The organism is Acidobacteriota bacterium (genome assembly GCA_033549365.1).
Lineage (GTDB): Bacteria > Acidobacteriota > Aminicenantia > Aminicenantales > Saccharicenantaceae > JAWSUF01.
In genome coordinates this window covers 151,670-170,923 of record JAWSUF010000005.1, presented here as the reverse complement: position 1 = coordinate 170,923, position 19,254 = coordinate 151,670, and the positions used below count along the sequence as shown (strand labels likewise).

At 56.7% G+C, this 19,254-nt stretch carries 18 protein-coding genes; 9 read left to right on the top strand and 9 right to left on the bottom strand.

Going from position 1 to position 19,254, the window contains the following annotated elements:
- From SCM96_09325 to SCM96_09315, 3 genes are read right to left on the bottom strand one after another with little or no spacing between them, the layout of a single operon-like run.
- Complete coding sequence (locus SCM96_09325) at positions 1-1,494, bottom strand: proton-conducting transporter membrane subunit (protein MDW7760825.1); 1,494 nt, start codon at positions 1,492-1,494, stop codon at positions 1-3.
- Positions 1,495-1,504: 10 nt separating this feature from the next.
- On the bottom strand, positions 1,505-3,370 hold the full coding sequence (locus SCM96_09320; GenBank protein MDW7760824.1) for a proton-conducting transporter membrane subunit: 1,866 nt from the start codon (positions 3,368-3,370) through the stop codon (positions 1,505-1,507).
- Positions 3,367-4,797 (bottom strand): NADH-quinone oxidoreductase subunit L, encoded by a 1,431-nt coding sequence (locus SCM96_09315; protein ID MDW7760823.1) that lies wholly within the window; start codon positions 4,795-4,797, stop codon positions 3,367-3,369. Before SCM96_09315 ends, SCM96_09320 begins: the two co-directional genes overlap by 4 nt.
- 177 nt (positions 4,798-4,974) lie before the next feature.
- Here SCM96_09315 and SCM96_09310 point away from each other — a divergent pair, with 177 nt between their 5' ends.
- Positions 4,975-6,099, top strand: coding sequence for a hypothetical protein (locus SCM96_09310; GenBank protein ID MDW7760822.1), 1,125 nt, complete (start codon positions 4,975-4,977; stop codon positions 6,097-6,099).
- Here SCM96_09310 and polA read toward each other — a convergent pair whose 3' ends face one another.
- Complete coding sequence (gene polA / locus SCM96_09305; GenBank protein MDW7760821.1) at positions 6,100-8,775, bottom strand: DNA polymerase I; 2,676 nt, start codon at positions 8,773-8,775, stop codon at positions 6,100-6,102.
- 7 nt (positions 8,776-8,782) lie between these two features.
- Positions 8,783-9,049, bottom strand: a complete 267-nt coding sequence (locus tag SCM96_09300; protein MDW7760820.1) for a hypothetical protein — start codon at positions 9,047-9,049, stop codon at positions 8,783-8,785.
- Positions 9,050-9,117: 68 nt separating this feature from the next.
- On the opposite strand from SCM96_09300, the gene SCM96_09295 reads away from it, so the two are divergent.
- Genes SCM96_09295 through SCM96_09260 form a run of 8 tightly spaced genes read left to right on the top strand, consistent with a single transcriptional unit; the run spans position 9,118 to position 14,979 of the window.
- Positions 9,118-9,648: a DUF177 domain-containing protein gene (locus SCM96_09295; GenBank protein ID MDW7760819.1), complete on the top strand. Its 531-nt coding sequence runs from the start codon at positions 9,118-9,120 to the stop codon at positions 9,646-9,648.
- A complete protein-coding gene (gene rpmF / locus SCM96_09290; protein ID MDW7760818.1) occupies positions 9,648-9,830 on the top strand; it encodes a 50S ribosomal protein L32 in 183 nt (60 codons plus the stop codon). The genes SCM96_09295 and rpmF overlap by 1 nt, the downstream gene beginning before the upstream one ends.
- 14 nt (positions 9,831-9,844) lie before the next feature.
- Positions 9,845-10,858 (top strand): phosphate acyltransferase PlsX, encoded by a 1,014-nt coding sequence (plsX, locus tag SCM96_09285; protein ID MDW7760817.1) that lies wholly within the window; start codon positions 9,845-9,847, stop codon positions 10,856-10,858.
- Position 10,859: 1 nt separating this feature from the next.
- Complete coding sequence (fabG, locus tag SCM96_09280; protein MDW7760816.1) at positions 10,860-11,600, top strand: 3-oxoacyl-[acyl-carrier-protein] reductase; 741 nt, start codon at positions 10,860-10,862, stop codon at positions 11,598-11,600.
- A 30-nt stretch (positions 11,601-11,630) separates the two neighbouring features.
- Positions 11,631-11,873 carry an acyl carrier protein gene (gene acpP / locus SCM96_09275; protein ID MDW7760815.1) on the top strand — a complete coding sequence of 81 codons (243 nt, stop codon included), beginning with the start codon at positions 11,631-11,633 and terminating at the stop codon, positions 11,871-11,873.
- A 19-nt stretch (positions 11,874-11,892) separates the two neighbouring features.
- On the top strand, positions 11,893-13,167 hold the full coding sequence (fabF, locus tag SCM96_09270) for a beta-ketoacyl-ACP synthase II (GenBank protein ID MDW7760814.1): 1,275 nt from the start codon (positions 11,893-11,895) through the stop codon (positions 13,165-13,167).
- 35 nt (positions 13,168-13,202) lie between these two features.
- Complete coding sequence (locus SCM96_09265) at positions 13,203-13,985, top strand: electron transfer flavoprotein subunit beta/FixA family protein (GenBank protein MDW7760813.1); 783 nt, start codon at positions 13,203-13,205, stop codon at positions 13,983-13,985.
- 10 nt (positions 13,986-13,995) lie between these two features.
- Positions 13,996-14,979 carry an electron transfer flavoprotein subunit alpha/FixB family protein gene (locus SCM96_09260; GenBank protein MDW7760812.1) on the top strand — a complete coding sequence of 328 codons (984 nt, stop codon included), beginning with the start codon at positions 13,996-13,998 and terminating at the stop codon, positions 14,977-14,979.
- A 530-nt stretch (positions 14,980-15,509) separates the two neighbouring features.
- Here the strand turns inward: SCM96_09260 and SCM96_09255 are convergent.
- From SCM96_09255 to SCM96_09240, 4 genes are all read right to left on the bottom strand, one after another.
- A complete protein-coding gene (locus SCM96_09255) occupies positions 15,510-16,079 on the bottom strand; it encodes a hypothetical protein (GenBank protein ID MDW7760811.1) in 570 nt (189 codons plus the stop codon).
- 44 nt (positions 16,080-16,123) lie between these two features.
- A complete protein-coding gene (locus SCM96_09250; GenBank protein ID MDW7760810.1) occupies positions 16,124-16,600 on the bottom strand; it encodes a hypothetical protein in 477 nt (158 codons plus the stop codon).
- Positions 16,601-16,741: 141 nt separating this feature from the next.
- A complete protein-coding gene (locus SCM96_09245) occupies positions 16,742-17,719 on the bottom strand; it encodes a hypothetical protein (protein ID MDW7760809.1) in 978 nt (325 codons plus the stop codon).
- Between the two features lie 274 nt (positions 17,720-17,993).
- Positions 17,994-19,028 carry a 6-bladed beta-propeller gene (locus tag SCM96_09240; protein ID MDW7760808.1) on the bottom strand — a complete coding sequence of 345 codons (1,035 nt, stop codon included), beginning with the start codon at positions 19,026-19,028 and terminating at the stop codon, positions 17,994-17,996.
- Between the last annotated feature and the right edge of the window lie 226 nt (positions 19,029-19,254).

Below are 19,254 nucleotides of genomic sequence, written 5' to 3'. Positions count from 1 at the left end.
CTATAATCCCCACGCGCCGAGAACGAATTGAATTCCTTTGCCCAGAACGCCGGCGGCCGGTTCGATCCAGGCCGCGACGACCGGAGAGAAAAAGATTCCGACGCCGATGCAGAGGAGAGCCAGGACGACCGTCGATGCGGTCATCCAGAACGGCGCCTCCCGAATGTCTTTCCAGCGCTCTTCCGGTTTGCCGAAGAAGGCTTTGCGCTGGAAAAGGAGGTAATACCAGAGGGTCAGAATGCTGGCCAGAACGGCGATCAGAGCGAAGCCGCCCTGTCCCGCCTGAACCAGGGCGATGATGATGATCAGTTTGCTCCAGAAACCGTTGAGCGGCGGCACGCCGGCGATGGACAGCGATCCGACGAGGCTGGTGACCGCGGTGACGGGCATGCGCCGGGCGAGTCCGGCCATTTCGTCGAGGTTCCGTGTGCCCGCGGCGCTCTGGATCGATCCCGAGTTCAAAAACAGAAGCCCCTTGGCCAGGGCGTGATTGAAGAGATGGAACAGGCCGCCGATAATCCCCAGCGGCGTGCCGAGCCCCAACCCCAGGACCACGTAGCCGACCTGACTGATCGAGGAATAGGCCAGCATGCGTTTGAGATCTTTCTGACCCAGCGCCAGGAACGCGGCCAAAACGATGGATACGGATCCGAGAATCATCAGAACCATGGAGAGGGCCGGTGTCAGTCCGAAGACATGGAAGAAGATCCGGGTCATGGCGTAGACGCCGGAAACCTTGATCAGCAGACCCGACAGCATGGCGGAAATGGGAGCCGGGGCCGAAGGATGGGCGTCGGGAAGCCAGGCATGAAACGGGATGAGGGCCGCCTTGAGACCGAATCCCATGAGGAACAGGGCCGAACAGACGGCGACGACCGGACCGGCATCCATGGCGGCAAGCGATCGGGCCACATCCGACAGGGCCAGGCTTCCGGTCATGAAGAAGATGACGGCGATCGAAATCAGGATGAACGCCGAGGCCGCGACCGAAAGCATGAGATACTTGAAAGCCGCTTCAACCTCGTCCCGGCCCAATCCGAAGGCGACCAGGGCGTAAGAGGCGACGGCGGCGACTTCGAGGAACACGTAGATGCCGAACAGATCGGTTGACAGGATGAGCCCGTTCATCCCGGCGACCATGATCAGGAGAAGAGCGTAGTAGGCGGGCTTGGAGCCGAAATGTTCCATATAGGAGATGGAGTAAAGCCCGACGCACAGGCTGACGAGGGCGACGGCCAGGAGCAGAAACAGGCTGAAGTTGTCGACGGCCATCCGCAGGCCGAGAGGTTCGCCGAACCAGGACGCCTGGAGAATGAGCGGCTCCCCGGCCGGAATGCGGCGGCCGAGAACGAAAGCGTTGACGACGAGCACAAAAAAGACGGCATTGGCCAGGATATCGGGCAGGACCCGCTTGGACAGCCGGCCCAACAGGGGCAGGACGGCAGCCAGGGCGAGCGGCAAGACCAGGAAAAAAACTATCAACGTTGTCTCCATATTCATTGCCTCACAACAACCAGCTCAACAGCCCGATGACGACGACCAGCCCCCCGAGACACCAGGCGAGATAATTGGCGTAATGCCCGTTGTGGGCTTTCCGCAGAAGGCCGGTGAACCGGTCGCCGGCGGCGGTGAGGGTTTTTTCATAGACGAAATCGATCGGCCGGTCGACCATGCGGAACAGCGCCGTAGACAGGCCGAACAGGAACTTGACGCCCTGCTCATAGAGGTCGAACACCCGGGCTTCGGCCAAGTCGTAGATCTTCCGGATCCCGGGCAGGTTGTGGACGGGCTCGGAGGCCAGGTGCGCCTTGTTCCCGCCGCGCCGGAAGCCGTAGATGTGGAGCGCCAGGGCCGCCAGCAGGCAGGCCATCGAAATGAGCGCCACGATGTTGAAGAGATCCAGGGCGTGGCTCGTGAAGTCCAGATGTTCGCCGGCCGCGACGTGGCCGTCGAGAATGGGGGTGATGAACGTGTTCAACGGAAGCTTGTTATAAACGCCGAACAGGATGCAGAGAAGGGCCAGGATGACGATGGGGATGAGGATCGGGCTCGGGCTTTCCTTGACGCGGGGCGCATCCTTGTCTCTTTCTCCGAAAAAGACCGAGTGGCCGGCCTTAAGGAAGGAGGCGAATGTGAAGATGGCGCCCAGCCAGGCGGCGGCGGCGAAGATCGTGTAGCCCGAGTCGAGAGCGCCGTGGAAAATCATTTCCTTGGAGACGAATCCGTTCAGGGGCCAGACGCCCGAAATGGCCAGGGCGCAGACGATGAATCCGAAAGAGGTGACCGGCATCTCCCGCCACAGACCGCCGAGTTTCTTGAGTTCGGTCGTTCCGCGCCGATGCTCGACGGAGCCGGCGCTCAGGAACAGGCCGCTCTTGTACATGGCGTGGTTGATCATGTGGAAGATGCCGCCGGCGATGCCCGCCGGAACGCCCGTGCCGATGCCCAGGATCATGTAGCCGACCTGGCTCACCGCGTGGTAGGAGAGCAACCGCTTGAGGTCCTTCTGGATCAGAGCCATCATGACGGCCAGGACGATGGTGACCGCGCCGATGAACATGAGGAGAATGCCCAGGCTGCTTCCCGGCTGCATCTTGAAGAAATCCAGCGTGATGCGGGCCAGGAGATAGATGCCCAGAAGTTTTTCGAACGCGGCCGGCATGAGAGCCATGAAACTGACGGGGGAATCTTCAGCGGCATCAGGGATCCACGTATGGAAGGGCATGGCGCCCGCTTTGGCGACGGCGCCGATCATCATGAGGACGAAAGCCGCTACGGCCGGGCCCTCCGGCCGAATGGAGATCTCCGACATGGTCAGGGAGCCTGTCAGGTGCCACAGGATGCCGATGCCCAGGATCAGGCAGAAGTCGCTGAACCCGACGATCACAAGGCTCTTGACGGCCGTGCGGTTCGACGTGAGCTTGCCGCCCATCGTGATCAGTCCGTACATGACGACCAACAGCCCTTCCCAGAAAAAGATCAGGAGAATGAAGTTGTCGGCCAGGACGGCGCCGTTGGCCATGGCCGCCGCGATCAGCACGTAGGCGTAGTACTCCCGGATCCGGGGGTCGTCTTTCATCTTCACCGTGGAGTAGAGAACGATGAGGAGGAGGAATCCCGCAAGTCCCAACAGGATGAAACTCGAGAAGTGGAAAAGGCGAAGCTTGAACTCGATGCCCGGGCCCAGCCAGGATGTCTGGTAGACAAGGGACTTCGCCGAAAACAGCAGGAACGCCAGGACCAGGACGGCGCCGGCCGATACCACGGCAAGGAATTCCCGGACCAAACGGACGTGCCGCGGCACGAGAAGGGTCAGGACGGCCGCAACGGCCGGAAGGAGAATGGGCCAGAGAAGAGTTTGAGGCATCATGGGAGCCACCAACCGATATGGGATGTCGCCGCCTGGACGAATGTCATGGGATAGGCAACCAGCAGGCCGGCCGCAAGGGAGAGAACGGCCAGGAGCGCAACGACATAGACCATGGAATGGGTCTTTTCCGGCGCCGTATTCTTCGGCTCACCCAGGAAAACCTGGCTGAAGACGCGGAAAAGGTAGTAGAGGGTCAGGACGGCCGTGAACAGGGCGACGGCGGCCAGCCAGGTTTTTCCGGCCTGGACCGTGCCCATGATGACCAGGAGCTTGGAGAAAAATCCTCCGAACGGGGGGATGCCGATGACGGACAGGGCACAGACAAGGAAGGCGATGGCCGTGATCGGCATGGTCTTGATGAGGCCGCCCATCTCGCGAATGTCCTTTTTATGAACGGCGTGAATGACGATGCCGGCACAGAGGAACAGCCCGGCTTTGCCCAGGCCGTGCATCAGGATGAACAGCAGGCCGCCCGAAATCCCGGTGGCGTTGGCCATGCTCAACCCGAGGAAGATGTAGCCGATCTGGCTGACCGTGGAATAGGCCAGGATCCTCTTGATGTCGTTTTCGACCATGGCCGCGCCGGCGGCGACAAGACTCGAAAAGACGGCGACGATGGGGATGATCTCTTTCCAGATGTCGGGGAGCTGGAAGCCGTAGAGGAACAGCCGGGCGTAGGCGTAGACGCCGATTTTGACCAGGACGGCGGCATGGAGAAGCGCGGTGACGGTGGTCGGGGCGACGCCGGCGTCGGGAAGCCAGGTGTGCAGGGGCACCGTTGCCGACTTGGAGAACATGCCGAACAGGATGAGGACGGCGGCCGTTCCCGGAATCAGGACGCCCCGCATCTCGGTGATGTCGAAAGTGCCCGTGGACTGGAAGACGATGACGAATCCCAGCAGCATGACGACGGCGCCTCCGAACGTCACGAGGAAAGCCTTGTCGGCTTTCAGGACGTACTCCCTCAACCTGTAAAAGCCGATCAGGCGCCAACAGCAGATGGCGATGATCTCCCAGAACAGGTAAAGGAAGATCAGGTTCCCGGAAAAGACCAGACCCATCATCGATCCGATGAAGAGGACGACCATCAGGTAGTATTCGCTCTGGTTCTCCTCATGGTGGATGTAACCGAGGGAGTAGACGACGATGAGGAAACCGATCGCGGAGGAGACGACGGCCATGAAGATGGACAGAGGATCGATGACCAGGATGAAGTCCAAGCCCAGGACCAGGCTCCAGCGGACGATGCGTTCGCCGCCGCTCAAGGCGAAAGGAATGAGGAACAGGGGCAGCACGGCCGTCGCTGCGGACAGGACGACGGCCCATGCGGAACGGGCGGATTTCGACACGAGGGCGGCCAGGGGGATCGTCAGGGAGCCGATGATGGGGACAAAAACGGTGAGAAGGGTTATGTTTTCTTGGCTCATGATGGTTATCGGCTACGTATAGTATTTTTCCGGGCGCCGATTGTCAAGGTTTTCAACAAATTTTCCGAAATTCCTTCACAGGCGTGAAGACCACCGATTTTGCTTTTTTTGAGAGGCTTGAGGATGTATAATCCACACAGAAGTCATGAAAACCTGGAAAAAGAGAGGGAAATCCGGATGAACATATATATCAAGGAAGCTAAAACCAAGCCGGATTTAAAAACCTTCATCTATCTTCCGGAAAAATTGCACGCCGGGCACGAGGAATGGACCCACCCCATCTACCGGGACGAATGGGAGTATTTCGACAGGAATCGGAACAAAGCCTTTTCCTACTGTGACACAATATTATATTTGGCCTTCCGTGACGGCCGGTGCGTCGGACGGATTATGGGCATCATCAACCGCCGGTTCAATGAGCATAAGGGCGAAGCACTGGCGCGGTTCGGCTTTCTCGAAGCCGCGGAGGATCGAGAGGTCGTCCGTGCCCTGCTCGCGGCGGTCGAGGATTGGGGCCGCGGGATGGGCATGACCCGGATTGTCGGGCCTTACGGATTTTCGGATCAGGATCCGGAGGGCTTCATGATCGAGGGATTCGAACAACGGGGCACCATCGCTACATATGCGAACTTTCCCTGGATGCCCGGGTTTGTGGAGGCGGAAGGCTATGTCAAGGACATGGATTACGTCGTCTACAAGATCGACGTCCCCAAGGTCATGCCCGAGTTTTACAACAGGATCTACGAACGCGCCATGCGCAAGGGAGTTTTCGAGGTTCTGGATTTCAGGAACAAAAAGGAATTGAAACCCTGGGTCCGGCCCATCCTCGCCCTGATGAACGAATGCTACCTCGAAGGCAACATCTACGGATTCGCCCCGCTCGACGAAAAGGAGATGGATGACTTGGCCGGGCGCTATATGCCCATTCTCGATCCGCGGTTCATCAAGGTGGTCAAAAAGGGAGATGAGGTCGCGGCCTTCATCATCGGAATTCCCGATATGTCGGAAGGGATCCGGAAGGCCCGCGGCCGGCTCTTCCCCTTCGGCTTCATTCACATCCTCCGGTCGGCCAAAAAGACCAAACAGCTCGACCTTCTGCTTGGAGCCATCAAGGAGAAATACCGGGGCCAGGGGCTTGATGTCATGATGGGCGTCCGGATGCTGAAATCGGCTCAGGCGGCCGGCCTGGAGATCATCGACACCCATCACGAAATGGAGACGAACGTCAAGGTCCGGGGCGAGATGGAGCGCATGGGCGGCACGATCTACAAGCGATTCCGAGTCTTCTCCAAAAACCTTTAGTCATTTTGTGCCTGCCCAGGAGATGCCGAGACCAATGTGCACCTTGAGCGGCACGTTGAGCGGGCAGACGTTCTCCATGCCTTCGCGGATGACGGTCTCGGCTTCGTCGCGGACCTCCGTGGGCACTTCAAAAACAAGCTCGTCATGAACCTGAAGGATCATGCGGACGCCGAGGCCGCGCCGGTCGAGCTCTTCCTGGACGCGAAGCATGGCCAGCTTGATGAGGTCGGCCGCCGATCCCTGAATGGGCGTGTTGAGGGCCATCCGGCGTCCGGCGTCGCGGGCGATCCGATTGTCCTGGGCGAGTTCCGGAACGGGCCTCTTGCGGCCCAGAATGGTCAGGGCATAGCCGCGGTCACGGGTTTCCTCGACCGTCCGGTCCAGGAATTCGCGGACCTTGGGGTGGGTTTCGAAGTATCGATCGATGAAGGCCTGGGCTTCCGCGTTCGACGTTCCGAGCTCGCCGGCCATGGAAAAGGCCGAGGAGCCGTAGATCATGCTGAAATTGATGATTTTCGCACGGCGGCGCTGTTCCTCCCGGCTGAGCGGCGAATCGTCGCCGAAGACCCGGCGGGCCGTTTCTTCGTGAATGTCCCGGTCTCCGGAGAAAATCCCGGTCAGGACGGGATCGCCCGAAAGGTGGGCCAGAACCCGGAGTTCGATCTGGGAGTAATCGGCGGCCAGGAGAAGGCAGGCGTCGTCGGGGATAAACGCTTTTCGGAATCGGGGCCCCCATTCGCCGCGGGCCGGGATATTCTGGAGATTGGGATCGCTCGAGGACAACCGGCCCGTCGCGGCTACGGTCTGGTTGTAGGATGTATGGATCCGCCCGGTTTCGGGATTGACGAGAATCGGCAGGGCGTCGGCATACGTGGATTTGAGCTTCGTAATCCGGCGGTAGTCCAGGACAAGACCGGCCAGGGGATGGAGGGGCGCCAGCTCCTCAAGGACGTCCATCGAAGTCGAGAGGCTGCGTGTCACCTTGGTCTTCCGGGTTGTGGGCAGATTCAGCTTATTGAAGAGGATGTCGGCCAACTGGCGCGGCGACTGGATGTTGAATTCGCAGCCGGCCGCATCGAAGACCCGGCGTTCGAGGCGGCGGATTTCGGCATCGAGCTCTTCGGATATTTTTTTGAGTTCCTCGAGATCGACCCGGACGCCCCACATTTCCATGCGGGCCAGCAGAGGAATCAGGGGGCGTTCGATTTCCGTGTACAGGTTTTCCAGTTCTCCGGCCCGAACCTTGTCCCTCAGCCGCCGGCCGAGACGCAGAGCGAAATCGGCATCCTGACAGGCATAGGGGGTCACGGTCTCGATGGCCGCCTGATTCAGGGTGACGCGGTTCCGGCCTTTCCCGGCGATATCGTCGTAGGAGATTTTTTCTTCCTGAAGATAGGCCTGCGACAGGCGCTCCAGATTGTGTTTCCCCCAGTTGGGTTCGAGGAGGTAGGAGAGGATCATGGTGTCGTTTTCGATCCCCTGAAGCCGAACGCCTTCCCTTTCGAGGACGATGGCGTCGTACTTGATGTTCTGCCCGGTCTTGGGGATGTCCGGATTCTCCAGAATGTTGCGCAGGACGGCCAGGGCCCGCTCGACGGGAATCTGCCGCGGGGCGCCCAAACCGTCATGGCGCAGAGGAATGTAAAAAGCTTCTCTTTCCTCGACGGCGAAAGACATCCCGACCAGGCGCGCTCTGACGGGCGACGGGCTGTCGGTCTCCGTATCCAAAGCGAACGCTCCGGCCGAAAGCAGACGTTCGGCCAGCGCCTCGAGATCCTTTTCTTCCAAGACGGCCTGATATCGGACGGGTCCGGATTCGGCCGCATCGGCGTATTCGCGGGCCAGGGCGGAAAACTCCAATTCGCGGAAAAGACGGAGGGCCTCGGCGCGGTCGGGCGGTTCGGATTTGAACCGGTCGGGATCGAAATCGATGTTCAGGTTTCTTTCGAGAGCCGTCAGTTTCCGGCTGAGTTCGAGAGATTCGCGATTGTTTTCGATGGCCTCCCGAATCCGGCGGTTTTTCACCCGGGGCAGGTTTTCGAGGAGGGCATCCAGAGATCCGAACTCCGCGATCAGGGATTTGGCCGTTTTTTCCCCGATGCCGGGAACGCCGGGGATATTGTCCGTCGTGTCGCCCCAAAGGGCGAGAACGTCGGCCACCTGCCCGGCTTCGGCCCCGAAATAGTCCCGGACGTTGTCCCGGCCGATTTCGATGTCTTTGGCCGGATTGTAAACGGATGTCGTGTCGTCGACCGCCTGAAGAAGATCCTTGTCCGTGGTCACGATGAGGGTCCGGAAACCGAGAGAGGCGGATTTGGCGGCCAGGGTCGCCAGAACGTCGTCGGCTTCGTGCCGCTCCTGTTCAAAAAGAGGGATGCGAAGGGCCTTGAGAACATCCTTCAGAACGGGAAGCTGGACGGCCAGATCGTCGGGCATGGGCTTGCGGTTGGCCTTGTAGTCCCGGAAGATCTCATGGCGGGCCGTCGGTCCCTTGACGTCGAAGACGACACCGATGTGGTCGGGATTTTCCGCAGCCGATATTTTCCGGAGAGTCGTGATGAACCCGTAGACGGCGTTGGTCGGAAAACCCTGGGATGTCGAAAGCCCCCGGATGGCGTAATAGGACCGGTAGAAAAGCGAGTTGCCGTCGATGAGGACGATTTTCGATTTCGGCAAAATCGCGTCAGCTCTCCCCGTTCAAAATCCCGTCGAGTTTTCCGTCGGCGATGTCCTTCAAGACCGCCTGGTGCTGGTCATCCATGAGTTTTTCGATTCTGCGGGAGAGATTCAGGCTGTTGAGATAAGGCGTATAATACGATTTCCGCGAAGTCAGCAGACGCCCGGCGCTGTAGACCAGCGTCTCGACATACTGGGCGCCGGCCCCCTTGTCCTGGGTTTGGACGAGAAAAAGCGTCCGGCCGTGCTCCAGGCGGGTATGATATCCGTGCATGCGGGAAGAATAGCAAACCCCGGCACGGTTGACAAGGGGGGCCAAGTTGGTATAATAAACTGCATTTTATGGACAAGACTATGCTGATCGACATCGACAATTTGCCCGTTGATGGACTGCGCCTGGAGCGGGACTTCGATTTCATGAGCGCGGACCTCGTGGAGGAAAACGCCGTGTTTCTCGACCCGGCCCGGGCCGAGGTCGAAATCCGCCCCGCCGGCGACGGGATCAGCGTCAAGGGACGCATCACGGCCCGCCTGAGCTTTGTATGCAGCCGGTGTCTGGCGCCTTTCGAGTATCCCATCGACTCCCGGTTCGACCTCGTTTTTCTGACCGACGAGCTGGACGTCCTGCAGGATGAATTGTCCGATGTCGACATGAACAGACTGTTTCTCTGCGAGCGGCGGCTGGATCTCCGCGCCCTCGTCCTTGAACAGCTCAATCTGTCCTTTCCCGGAAAGCCCCTCTGCGACGAGGCCTGCCAGGGCCTCTGCGCCGTCTGCGGGGAACTGATCGGGGGTGGGGGTTGCAACTGTTCCGTTGAGGAGTCCGATCCGAGACTCCTGAATCTCAAGCGTTTTCAAAGAGATAAAAGCTGATGCCAAATCCAAAACGACGCCATTCTCCGCAGCGGAAAGGCAAGCGCCGCACACACGACGCGCTGTCTCTTCCTTCATTCTCGGTTTGCTCCAACTGCGGTAATCCCAAGCTGCCCCACCGCGCCTGTCCGGAATGCGGGTTCTACAAGGGGCGGCAGGTTATCGAGGGGTCCGAAGACTGACCGGGAGCGGCGCCATGAAAATCGCCGTGGATGCCATGGGGGGGGATTTCGGCCCGCGGGTGGCCGTTGAGGGCGCCGTTCGCGCGTCCCAGGATTTCAACATCGAAGTCCTTCTTGTCGGCGATGAAAAGGCCATTTGCAAGGAATTCGACAAACTCGGCGGACGCCGGACCCTTGTGACCATTGTCGATGCTCCGGATGCCATCGGCATGGGCGAGGGTCTTCTGGCCTTCCGCCGCAAGAAGAAATCCTCCATCCGCGTCGGCGCCGAGCTCGTCCGCAGCGGCCAGGCCGGCGCCTTTGTTTCCATGGGCAACACCGCCGCCGTCGTCTCTATTTCCCGAAAGGTGATCGGCGCTCTTCGGGGCGTGGATAAACCCGCCCTGGCGCTGCTGGCTCCCGGGGCCGCGGGACTGACCCTGCTGATCGATGTCGGGGCCAATGCCAATTGTCTGCCCCACCACCTCGTCCAATTTGCGGTCATGGGCAAGACGTTCATGGAGACGGCCATGGGATTGAAAGATCCCCGTGTCGGCCTGATGAGCATCGGCGAGGAAGACAACAAGGGAAACGATCTCACCCGGGACACGTACGAAATGCTGCAGGACTCCCCCCTCCGATTCGTCGGAAACATCGAAGGCAAGGATCTTTATTCCGGCAAGGCCGATGTCGTCGTCAGCGACGGATTTACGGGGAACGTGGCCCTGAAGGTTTCCGAGGGGGTTGTCGACACCCTGGTGTCCATGGCCCGAACGGAAATCATGAAGAATTTTTTCGCCAAGATCGGGTTCCTGCTGATGAAAAGAAACCTCAAGAAGGTTTACAAGAAGCTGGATTATTCCGAATACGGAGGCGCTCATCTCCTGGGACTCAACGGCGTCTGCATCATCGGCCACGGGCGGTCCAATGCGACGGCGGTTCGGAATGCCGTCCGCAACAGCGGGCGGTTTGTCATGGAAAAGATCCATGAACGCATCCAGAACGAATTGCCCCGTTTCGAAAAGGCCTGGAAAGGGGCAGGAGGGTAAGATGCCGTTCCAAGGAAAAATCGCCATCGTCACGGGCGCTTCTCAGGGAATCGGCGAAGCCGTGGCCCTTGAACTGGCCGGGAAAGGCGCTTCGGTCGCCCTGGTGGATATCCGCAGGGACGGCATGGAAACCGTCGCCCAAGCCGTCCGGGAGCTGGGGCGTCCGGTGTCCGTCCACGAAGCCGACGTGGCTCATCCCGAAAGCGCCGGCCGGGTGATCCAGGAAGTTCTGGACGCCCACGGCCGCATCGATTTTCTCGTCAACAATGCGGGGATCACCCGCGATACCCTGCTCATGCGGATGAAGGACGAGGATTGGGACGCCGTGATGAACGTCAACCTCAAGGGCGTGTTTCTGTTCTCCCGCGCCGTCATCCGGACCCTGCTGGCCAACCGGTCCGGGCGCATCGTCAACATCGCGTCCGTCGTCGGCGTCATGGGCAACGCCGGGCAGGCCAACTACGCCGCCTCCAAGGCGGGCGTCATCGCGCTTTCCAAATCCCTGGCCCGGGAAGTCGCCGCGCGGGGCATCACGGTCAACTGCATCGCCCCGGGATATATCCAGACGGCCATGACCGACCGCCTGCCGGAAGATGTCAAGAAAGCGTTTCTGGACATCATCCCCGCCAAGAGATTCGGGCTGCCCCGGGAAGTCGCCGCGGCCGTCTCCTATCTGCTGTCTGAAGATGCATCCTACATCACCGGTCAAGTGATTCATATCAACGGCGGCATGTACATGTGACATGGCCGTGCAACTTTAAAGGAGGAAACCATGGAAAGAGATCAACTCATCAAGAAAGTCAAGGCCATCGTCTCCGACAAGCTGAGCATCGGCGAAGACCAGGTGACGGAAGAAGCCTCCTTCATCGACGATCTCGGAGCGGATTCCCTGGATACGGTGGAACTCGTCATGGCTCTCGAAGATGAATTCGGACTCGATATCCCCGACGAGGACGCCGAAAAACTGACAACGGTCGGCAAGGCGCTCGACTACATTCTCGCCAACGCCAAGTAACCGGGACCGTTCTTTTCGCATGTCCGGCAGCGGAACGAAACCGCGGCCCATTTCCGAAAAGCGGGTCGTCGTCACCGGGATCGGCCTGGTGACGCCCCTGGGGGTGGGTACGCAGAAAAATTGGGAAGCCCTCCTTCGGGGGGAAAGCGGCATCCGGCCGATTACGCGGTTCGATGCCGCGAGATACGACAGCCGTATCGCGGGGGAAGTTCAGGGCTTCGACCCCCTGGACTTCATCGACCGGAAAGAAATCCGGAAGATGGACCGGTTCATTCAATATGCCCTCGCCGCGGCCCAATTGGCCGTCGACGACTCCGGTCTTTCTTCCGGGAACATCGAAGGCGAGCGGAACGGCGTTTACGTCGGATCGGGAATCGGCGGCATCGGGTCGATCGAAGAGACCCACAAAACACTCCTGGAAAAAGGGCCGGAGCGGGTTTCACCCTTTTTCCTGATTCAAACCATCATCAACGAGGCCTCGGGACAGATCGCCATCCGCTTCCAGGCCAAGGGGCCCAACTGTGCCTCGGTCACGGCCTGCAGCTCGGGCACGCATGCGATCGGCGATTCCTTCCGCATCATCGCCCGCGGCGACGCCGACATCATGATCGCCGGGGGGGCCGAGGCGCCCATCACGCCGATAAGCGTGGCGGGTTTCACGGCCATGAAGGCGCTGTCCGTGAGAAACGACGATCCGGCCGCGGCCTCCCGCCCGTTCGATGCCGAACGCGACGGGTTCGTCATGAGTGAGGGCGCGGGCATCCTGATCCTCGAAGAACTGGAACGGGCCCTGAAAAGAAACGCCCGCATCTACGCCGAAATCGTCGGCTACGGCATGACCGGAGACGCCTATCACGTGGCGGCGCCTGCGGCCGACGGCGACGGCGCGGTCCGGGTCATGATTCGGGCTGTCGAGGACGCCGGCATTTCCCCCGAGTCCGTGACTTACATCAACGCTCACGGCACGTCCACGCCCTATAACGACAAGACCGAAACGCTGGCCATCAAGCGTGCCTTCGGGGACCATGCGGCGCGCATCGGCGTCAGCTCTTCGAAATCGATGACCGGCCACCTTCTGGGAGCGGCCGGCGGGATCGAGGCCGGTATCACGGCGCTCTGCATTCAACACCAGGTCATGACGCCGACCATCAATCAGCAAACGCCCGATCCCGACTGCGACTTGGACTATGTTCCGAACGCGGCGCGGCCGGCCGAAATCATTTATGCCCTGAGCAACTCTTTCGGCTTCGGGGGAACCAACGGCTCGCTCTGCCTGAAGCGGTTCGAACAATAGACCGGGCCGGCGTCTAGACATAAGGAGGGACAACGATGAACATTTCCGTCTTGGTCAAACGCGTTCCCGATACGGAATCCCGGATCCGCATCCGTCAGGATGCGCCGGGGATTATCGAGGACGGCTTGAACTTCGTGATCAGCCCTTACGACGAATATGCCATGGAGGAAGCCCTGCGCATCCGGGAAGCCCGGGGCGGGCTGGTGCGCGCCGTCTCGATCGGACGGGAGGACGCCTCAACCGTGCTCAAGAAATGCCTGGCCATGGGAGCCGATGAAGCCGTCCTTGTCCGGGACGATCTTCCGGAGACTTACGACGGCCTGCGGACGGCCCGGATCGTCGCCCGCGCGGTGGAGAAAAAATTCCCGGATGCCGACCTTCTTCTTTTCGGCCGCCAGTCGGTCGGCGCCGATAATGCTCAGGTTCCGGGCATGACGGCCGAACTTCTGGGATGGCCCCATGTCGGTGTCGTCACGAAGATCGAATGGGGCGACGGCGAGGCGACCGCCTTTCGCGAAATCGAGGGCGCTTTGGAAAAAGTCCGGTTCTCGCTGCCAGCCGTCCTCAGCGCCCAGAAAGGACTGAACGAACCCCGCTACGAAACCCTCAAGGGTATCATGGCCGCGAAGAAAAAACCCATCCCCGTGATCACGCTCGAAGAACTCGAATTGACGGCCGAGGATCTGGCGCCTTCCATCACGGCGGTCGAACTATCGGCGCCCTCCGTAAGGAAGGCGGGGACGATCCTCGAGGGGGATCCCGTCGAGGCCGCCCGTCGTCTGGTCGAAATTCTCCACGGCGAAGCCAAGGTTTTTTGAGGAAACGAAGATGATCTGTGTATTCATCGAAATCAGAGACGGAAAAATCAAGAAAAGTTCGCTCGAAACCCTGGCCGAGGCCCGGCGCAGGGCGGATGAGCTAGGCTGGCCGGCCGCCGCGGTGCTGGCGGGATCGGGGGTGGAAAAGTTCGCTCCGGAGCTTTTCCCCCACGGTGCGTCGAAAGTCTACGTGATCGACGACCCCTCTCTCGAACACTATGCTCCCCAAGCTTGCGCGGCCGCTCTCGCCGAGATGACCGCCATGGCTTCACCGAAGGCGATATTTTTCGCCGCCTCGGCCCTGGGTCGCGATCTGGCGCCCCGTCTTGCGGCTCGTCTGGGCGTTGGGCTGGCATCGGACTGCACCGGCCTCTCCGTCCGGGATGGGAAGCTCCTTTATACTCGTCCCGTCTATGCCGGGAAAGCCCTGCTGACCCTGGAAGCGAACGGCTCTCCTGCGATGGCCACCCTGCGGCCGAATGTCTTCCCACTTCTCTCCGAGCCGGCGGCCGCTCAGGGCGAAATCGCGTCGGTTCCCGTTCAAATCGACCCGGCGTCCGTCAAGGCCCGGGTCATCGAAAAAGTGAGTGAGGACGGCGCCGAAATCGACGTCAGCGAGGCCGACATCATCGTTGCCGGCGGCCGGGGTTTGAAAGGACCCGAAAACTTCACCCTGTTGAAGGAGCTGGCCGCTCTTCTCCCGAAGGCGGCCGTCGGCGCATCGCGGTCGGCCGTGGACTCCGGTTGGATCGGGCACCAGCATCAGGTCGGGCAGACCGGAAAAACCGTTTCGCCCAATCTCTATATGGCCTTCGGTGTCTCCGGCGCGATCCAGCATCTGGCCGGGATGTCATCCTCAAAGTATATCGTCGCGGTGAACAAGGATCCCGAAGCGCCGATCTTCAGAGTCGCCGATTACGGCATCGTCGGCGACCTCTTCGAAGTCATTCCCGCACTCAAGGCAGCCCTCATCAAACTCTTCTCCGACTCTTAGGAGAAGCTGTGCGTCATAACGCCGTTTTTGTTTCTTTTCCCTATCCGGCGTTATGACCCTTCGGGCGAGCCGATCTCACCACACCGATTTCGTCCCGGCCTGCTCGACGTAGCTCAACTACGCCTGCGCAGTCCGAGACTCATCGCTGCGGCAATCTCGACTCGCGCACAGCCTCTCCTCTTCCCAGGGCAGTGCGTTAAAAGAGCCGGGTTTTTCTTTATTGCATCAATGGCAGACCGCAATACGTATGCTCACCTAAATAGTGTGTATGGAAATCATAAGTATCCCAACAAGCAAGCACATATTCACATTGACAGAGCCAGGAAAACCCGGGGATTAAACACTCACAAAACCACTTTGCATAGCCTCCACAACCACCTAAGTCCTGACAAAGGAATTCACAATCCTGAGATGCAGTGTTATCAGCCCAATCTAAAGTGCAAGGACGCCCCCACCATCCAATTAGCACATCAGATTGAAGCACACATAGGAATAATATCAGGACCGGTATAAAGAACCTACAAACTCTTTTACTCAAAGTTACCTCCTATTCGGTATTTTATTAAAGTGCTTCTGTCCTTCTTCAATGCATATAAAAAACCCTTTCCATCGGAAACAAAAGGCGGAAAAAGATCATCGCTTGCAACAAGCGTATCCATGTGCTGGCCTGATTGAAGATAACGGTATATCACATAGTTATTTGCGCCCTTGAAATAACCCAGGCAAATATTCCCTAGGTTGTCGAGATAAAGTGAAAAAGGAAGGATTGTCGCCGTCGCACTTTTTCTTTTAAGTAGGGAGGCTCTTTTTTTAAAATCCTGAAAGAAATCCCTGTTTTGTTTTAGTGAAAATTCTCTGATCAATGAGTGTTCCCGATCATAGATAGATACGGATAGAGTATAATTGGAAATAATAACCAAGTGATCGTCTTGAGATATTGCTTTTTTCAAATCAAATTCACTAACTAATCTCTTTTCCGCCGCGGGCCGAACATTATAAAATTCTGAATGGAAATGCCGGTTCGATACAAAAAAGCCATCTTTGTGAGCGAAACTCTCATCGAAACACTGAATTAAATTTCCTCCCTCGTAGGTGACCAAATAGATGTTCCCATCGGAATTCACAAGGGGAGTGTCCAGGATTCTTATCTTTCGACTCCTGGGCGCATTGAAGCTCTTTTCAAATAAGAATGATTTTGAAAATACGGAAAATCGTTCATTGCCTTGATCATAGACATAGAGCTTTTCATTATTCCCATAACTGATCTTGAGGGGGGCTGAGAGCGGGCTAGCCGTGAATTCGCCGGGCCCTGTCCCGGCCGCCCGACCGTATCGATATGTTCGCCGTAAGGATTGAACTTGAATATTTTATTCCACCCCGAATCAGCAACGATAAGGTTGTCGGTCCGATCGCAACATATTGATGAAATATTCCAGAAAAGCTGTGGCCCGCTAGTTGATTCGAAGCCCTCAATTTCAAAAATCTTTTCGAGTTTCTTCACGGGTACTTGTTCATGTCTATTGTCTTTATCACAGGATAGACAAACAAAGTACGAGAACAACACGGTGGAAAGCACGGCAATCTGCTTGTTGGTTAACCTGAATTTCCTTCGAATGGTCATCTTCGCCTCTTCCGGGATCTTCCCTGGTAAACTCAATCTCCAAACAATCCTTACGTAATTTTTAATGACCTCGATTCAGGTTCGGTAAGTCTGTTTGTGCTGACAGCATGAATGTTTGACCATATCTTTGACTTTCGCCATTCATTTAAAATACCGAGCCATTGTTGAAGCATCAAGCCTAACGATATCACCGGGCTCTTCAGAAAATGTTATACGGCCCCTGCTATTTAAAATGATGAAGTAGGGATCAATATAGTATTTATAAAGCAAAGATTCTTCAAACATTGAATCTTTATCTGTATCTGAGAAAATCCCTACGGTTACTTTTTGAGGGATATCGTACCTCTCAATAAAATTGTTGACCTCGCTAATCTCGTTTCTGCTGCTGAAAAGGATCATGATCAAAGGGGTTTCCTGAGATGTTTCTGGGAAGCCATATCCATTCATTAAGGAGACCCGTATTTGCGGGAGGCAGGACAAGCATACGGATAGAAACAAATGAATAATTGACGGTCTCTCACGAATTGTTTGTCTTATGCATTCAATGTGTTGTGTCCTGACATTCATATAGAATGATTGTTTTAAGATGATTTCAAGCGATGAATCAGAAAAAGCCGGCATTTTCTGCCCTTCATCGAACAGATGCGTTGTAATGAGCGAGTATATTGTCGGATTGTTTAGGTTATTATGCTTGATTCTTATTTTGAATGATTTATCGATGAGGATTAGGTCATTGAGGTTTGCGTGAAAAATGGAGGCAATATACCCGTCGTCATCTACTACCGGTGCAGAAAAATGTTCTTGTCGGATTGAGTTGTCTTTTCCCAATGTATTGATAAAGACCAGACGGAAATTATATTTTTGAAGCCTTGTGAATAATGAGTCAAGAAAATGCAAACCTTCCAAATCATGCTTATTAAACCTGGAAAAACGGAGCACAATCACATTCCCAAGAAAATCCCTGAGATTGAGAGTCTCTGCCGCTGAAAGAGGGATTGGAATATCAGGACAATCTTTGACAGGATAAGAAACCTCTTCAAAATGAATAGGTTCGAATTGAAAAGAAGTTCCAATTGCATGACCCTTCTTGGGGTTATCTTTTGATAAATACAGAAACATGCCTCCTGCATACAGAAGCACAAGAAGAAAGATTAGAGAGAGCTTAATAGTATTCAAGCTACCCCAATTTGACCACATAAGATGTCTTTGCTGATTCTCCTGTAGAAAAACCCATTCTCAAAAAAATTTACTCTATTTCAAAGTATGAGCAAAATACATGCTGGCCGATCGACATGTCGTCGCGATCATGGAAAACAGGCGGGGCCGGAATCTGTAGCTGTGCGGCGGATAAGCATTTTTACTCGGCGGTCAACCGAATTGCGAAAGATTTAAGTCAGGATATCCGCTGCCTGAACTTGACAATATCAGGTGGAAAAGCTTCATGGAACCTCAACCCGAAGACAGCGTCTTCCGTGATCTTGAGGATTCCGAAAGCATCTGTGGTGGTTTTGTGGATGAAGCGGCCGTGATCGTCGAATACCTCGATGAACATTTTTCTTGTCTTGAAGAAAGAATCTCCGGAGGGCAAGCTGACTGCAAAGATGTTCCCCTCGGCATCCCCATCAACGAGAATAAAGCGGGTTGATGTGTCTGCTGCCTCCAGGCTCTTTTCGATAACGAAAAGAGGCTCCCCATAGGGATCCAGAATGGAAAGCTTATTATCGGATGATTCACAATAAATAAAACCACGGTTGTTGAGGGCGCCCAAAAGAAAATCCGGATGATTGGCGAAGTCTGCAACGCTTCTCGTTGTTTGGGAAGGGATCTGTTTCGGCGGCGGCAACAAGGCCAGAGTCCTCTGCTTATTCATGTTGTTGTCATAGATAGCTATTTCCTGTCCTTTGTGTCCAAACGTCTTTGCCAAAATGCCGCCTCCGGCTGTGAAGAAGAACTGTGCAACATATTCCGTCAAAACCATGGTCCTTAATAAATCGCTCTGATGTGCGAAGACATTCATTCGCCTTTTTCTTCTATCATGTTTCATGACTTGAACAATATGGAAGTTGCCATCAGGGTCCAGAGCAAAGGCAACGGCTTCGGTCAATTCTCCGGAACCGCGGCCTTGTTTTCCTATCGACCTGAGATATCGTCCCCTATAATCGAAGACCCGGACACATCCTTCCAGCTTGTCCAGCACAAGGATATTTCCTTTGCTGTCGATCTTGAGATCCGTGATTAATCCTCCAAGGGTGTATTCTCCTTCGCGCTTCCCGGGTATGACGAAATCCTCGTCCAGAATCCATTCCTGTTCTATGGGTCGCGAAGAAATGGTATTCTCGCTCTTTTCCTGGATCTCGGATACAGGCTTATCCGCCCGGCAGCAAAACAACACCAACAACCCCAATACCGGAAAAATAATATTTTTCATAATCACCTCCCGCGGGATTTCAAATTACATGGGATAATGATTGATGTCAAGATTACGTTCTTCATCTCGGAGAGACGCCGGTCCAGGATGGCCGTCGCGGCGATCTCGTCTCCCGCAAGGAGACTCTCTCTGGATGATTGGGGTGGCCGGGGATGCCTGAAGCGACCATGGGAGGGTTTAGCCTTCATGAGCCGTTCCGGCAAGGAAAGCGGTCCACGAGAGCGTA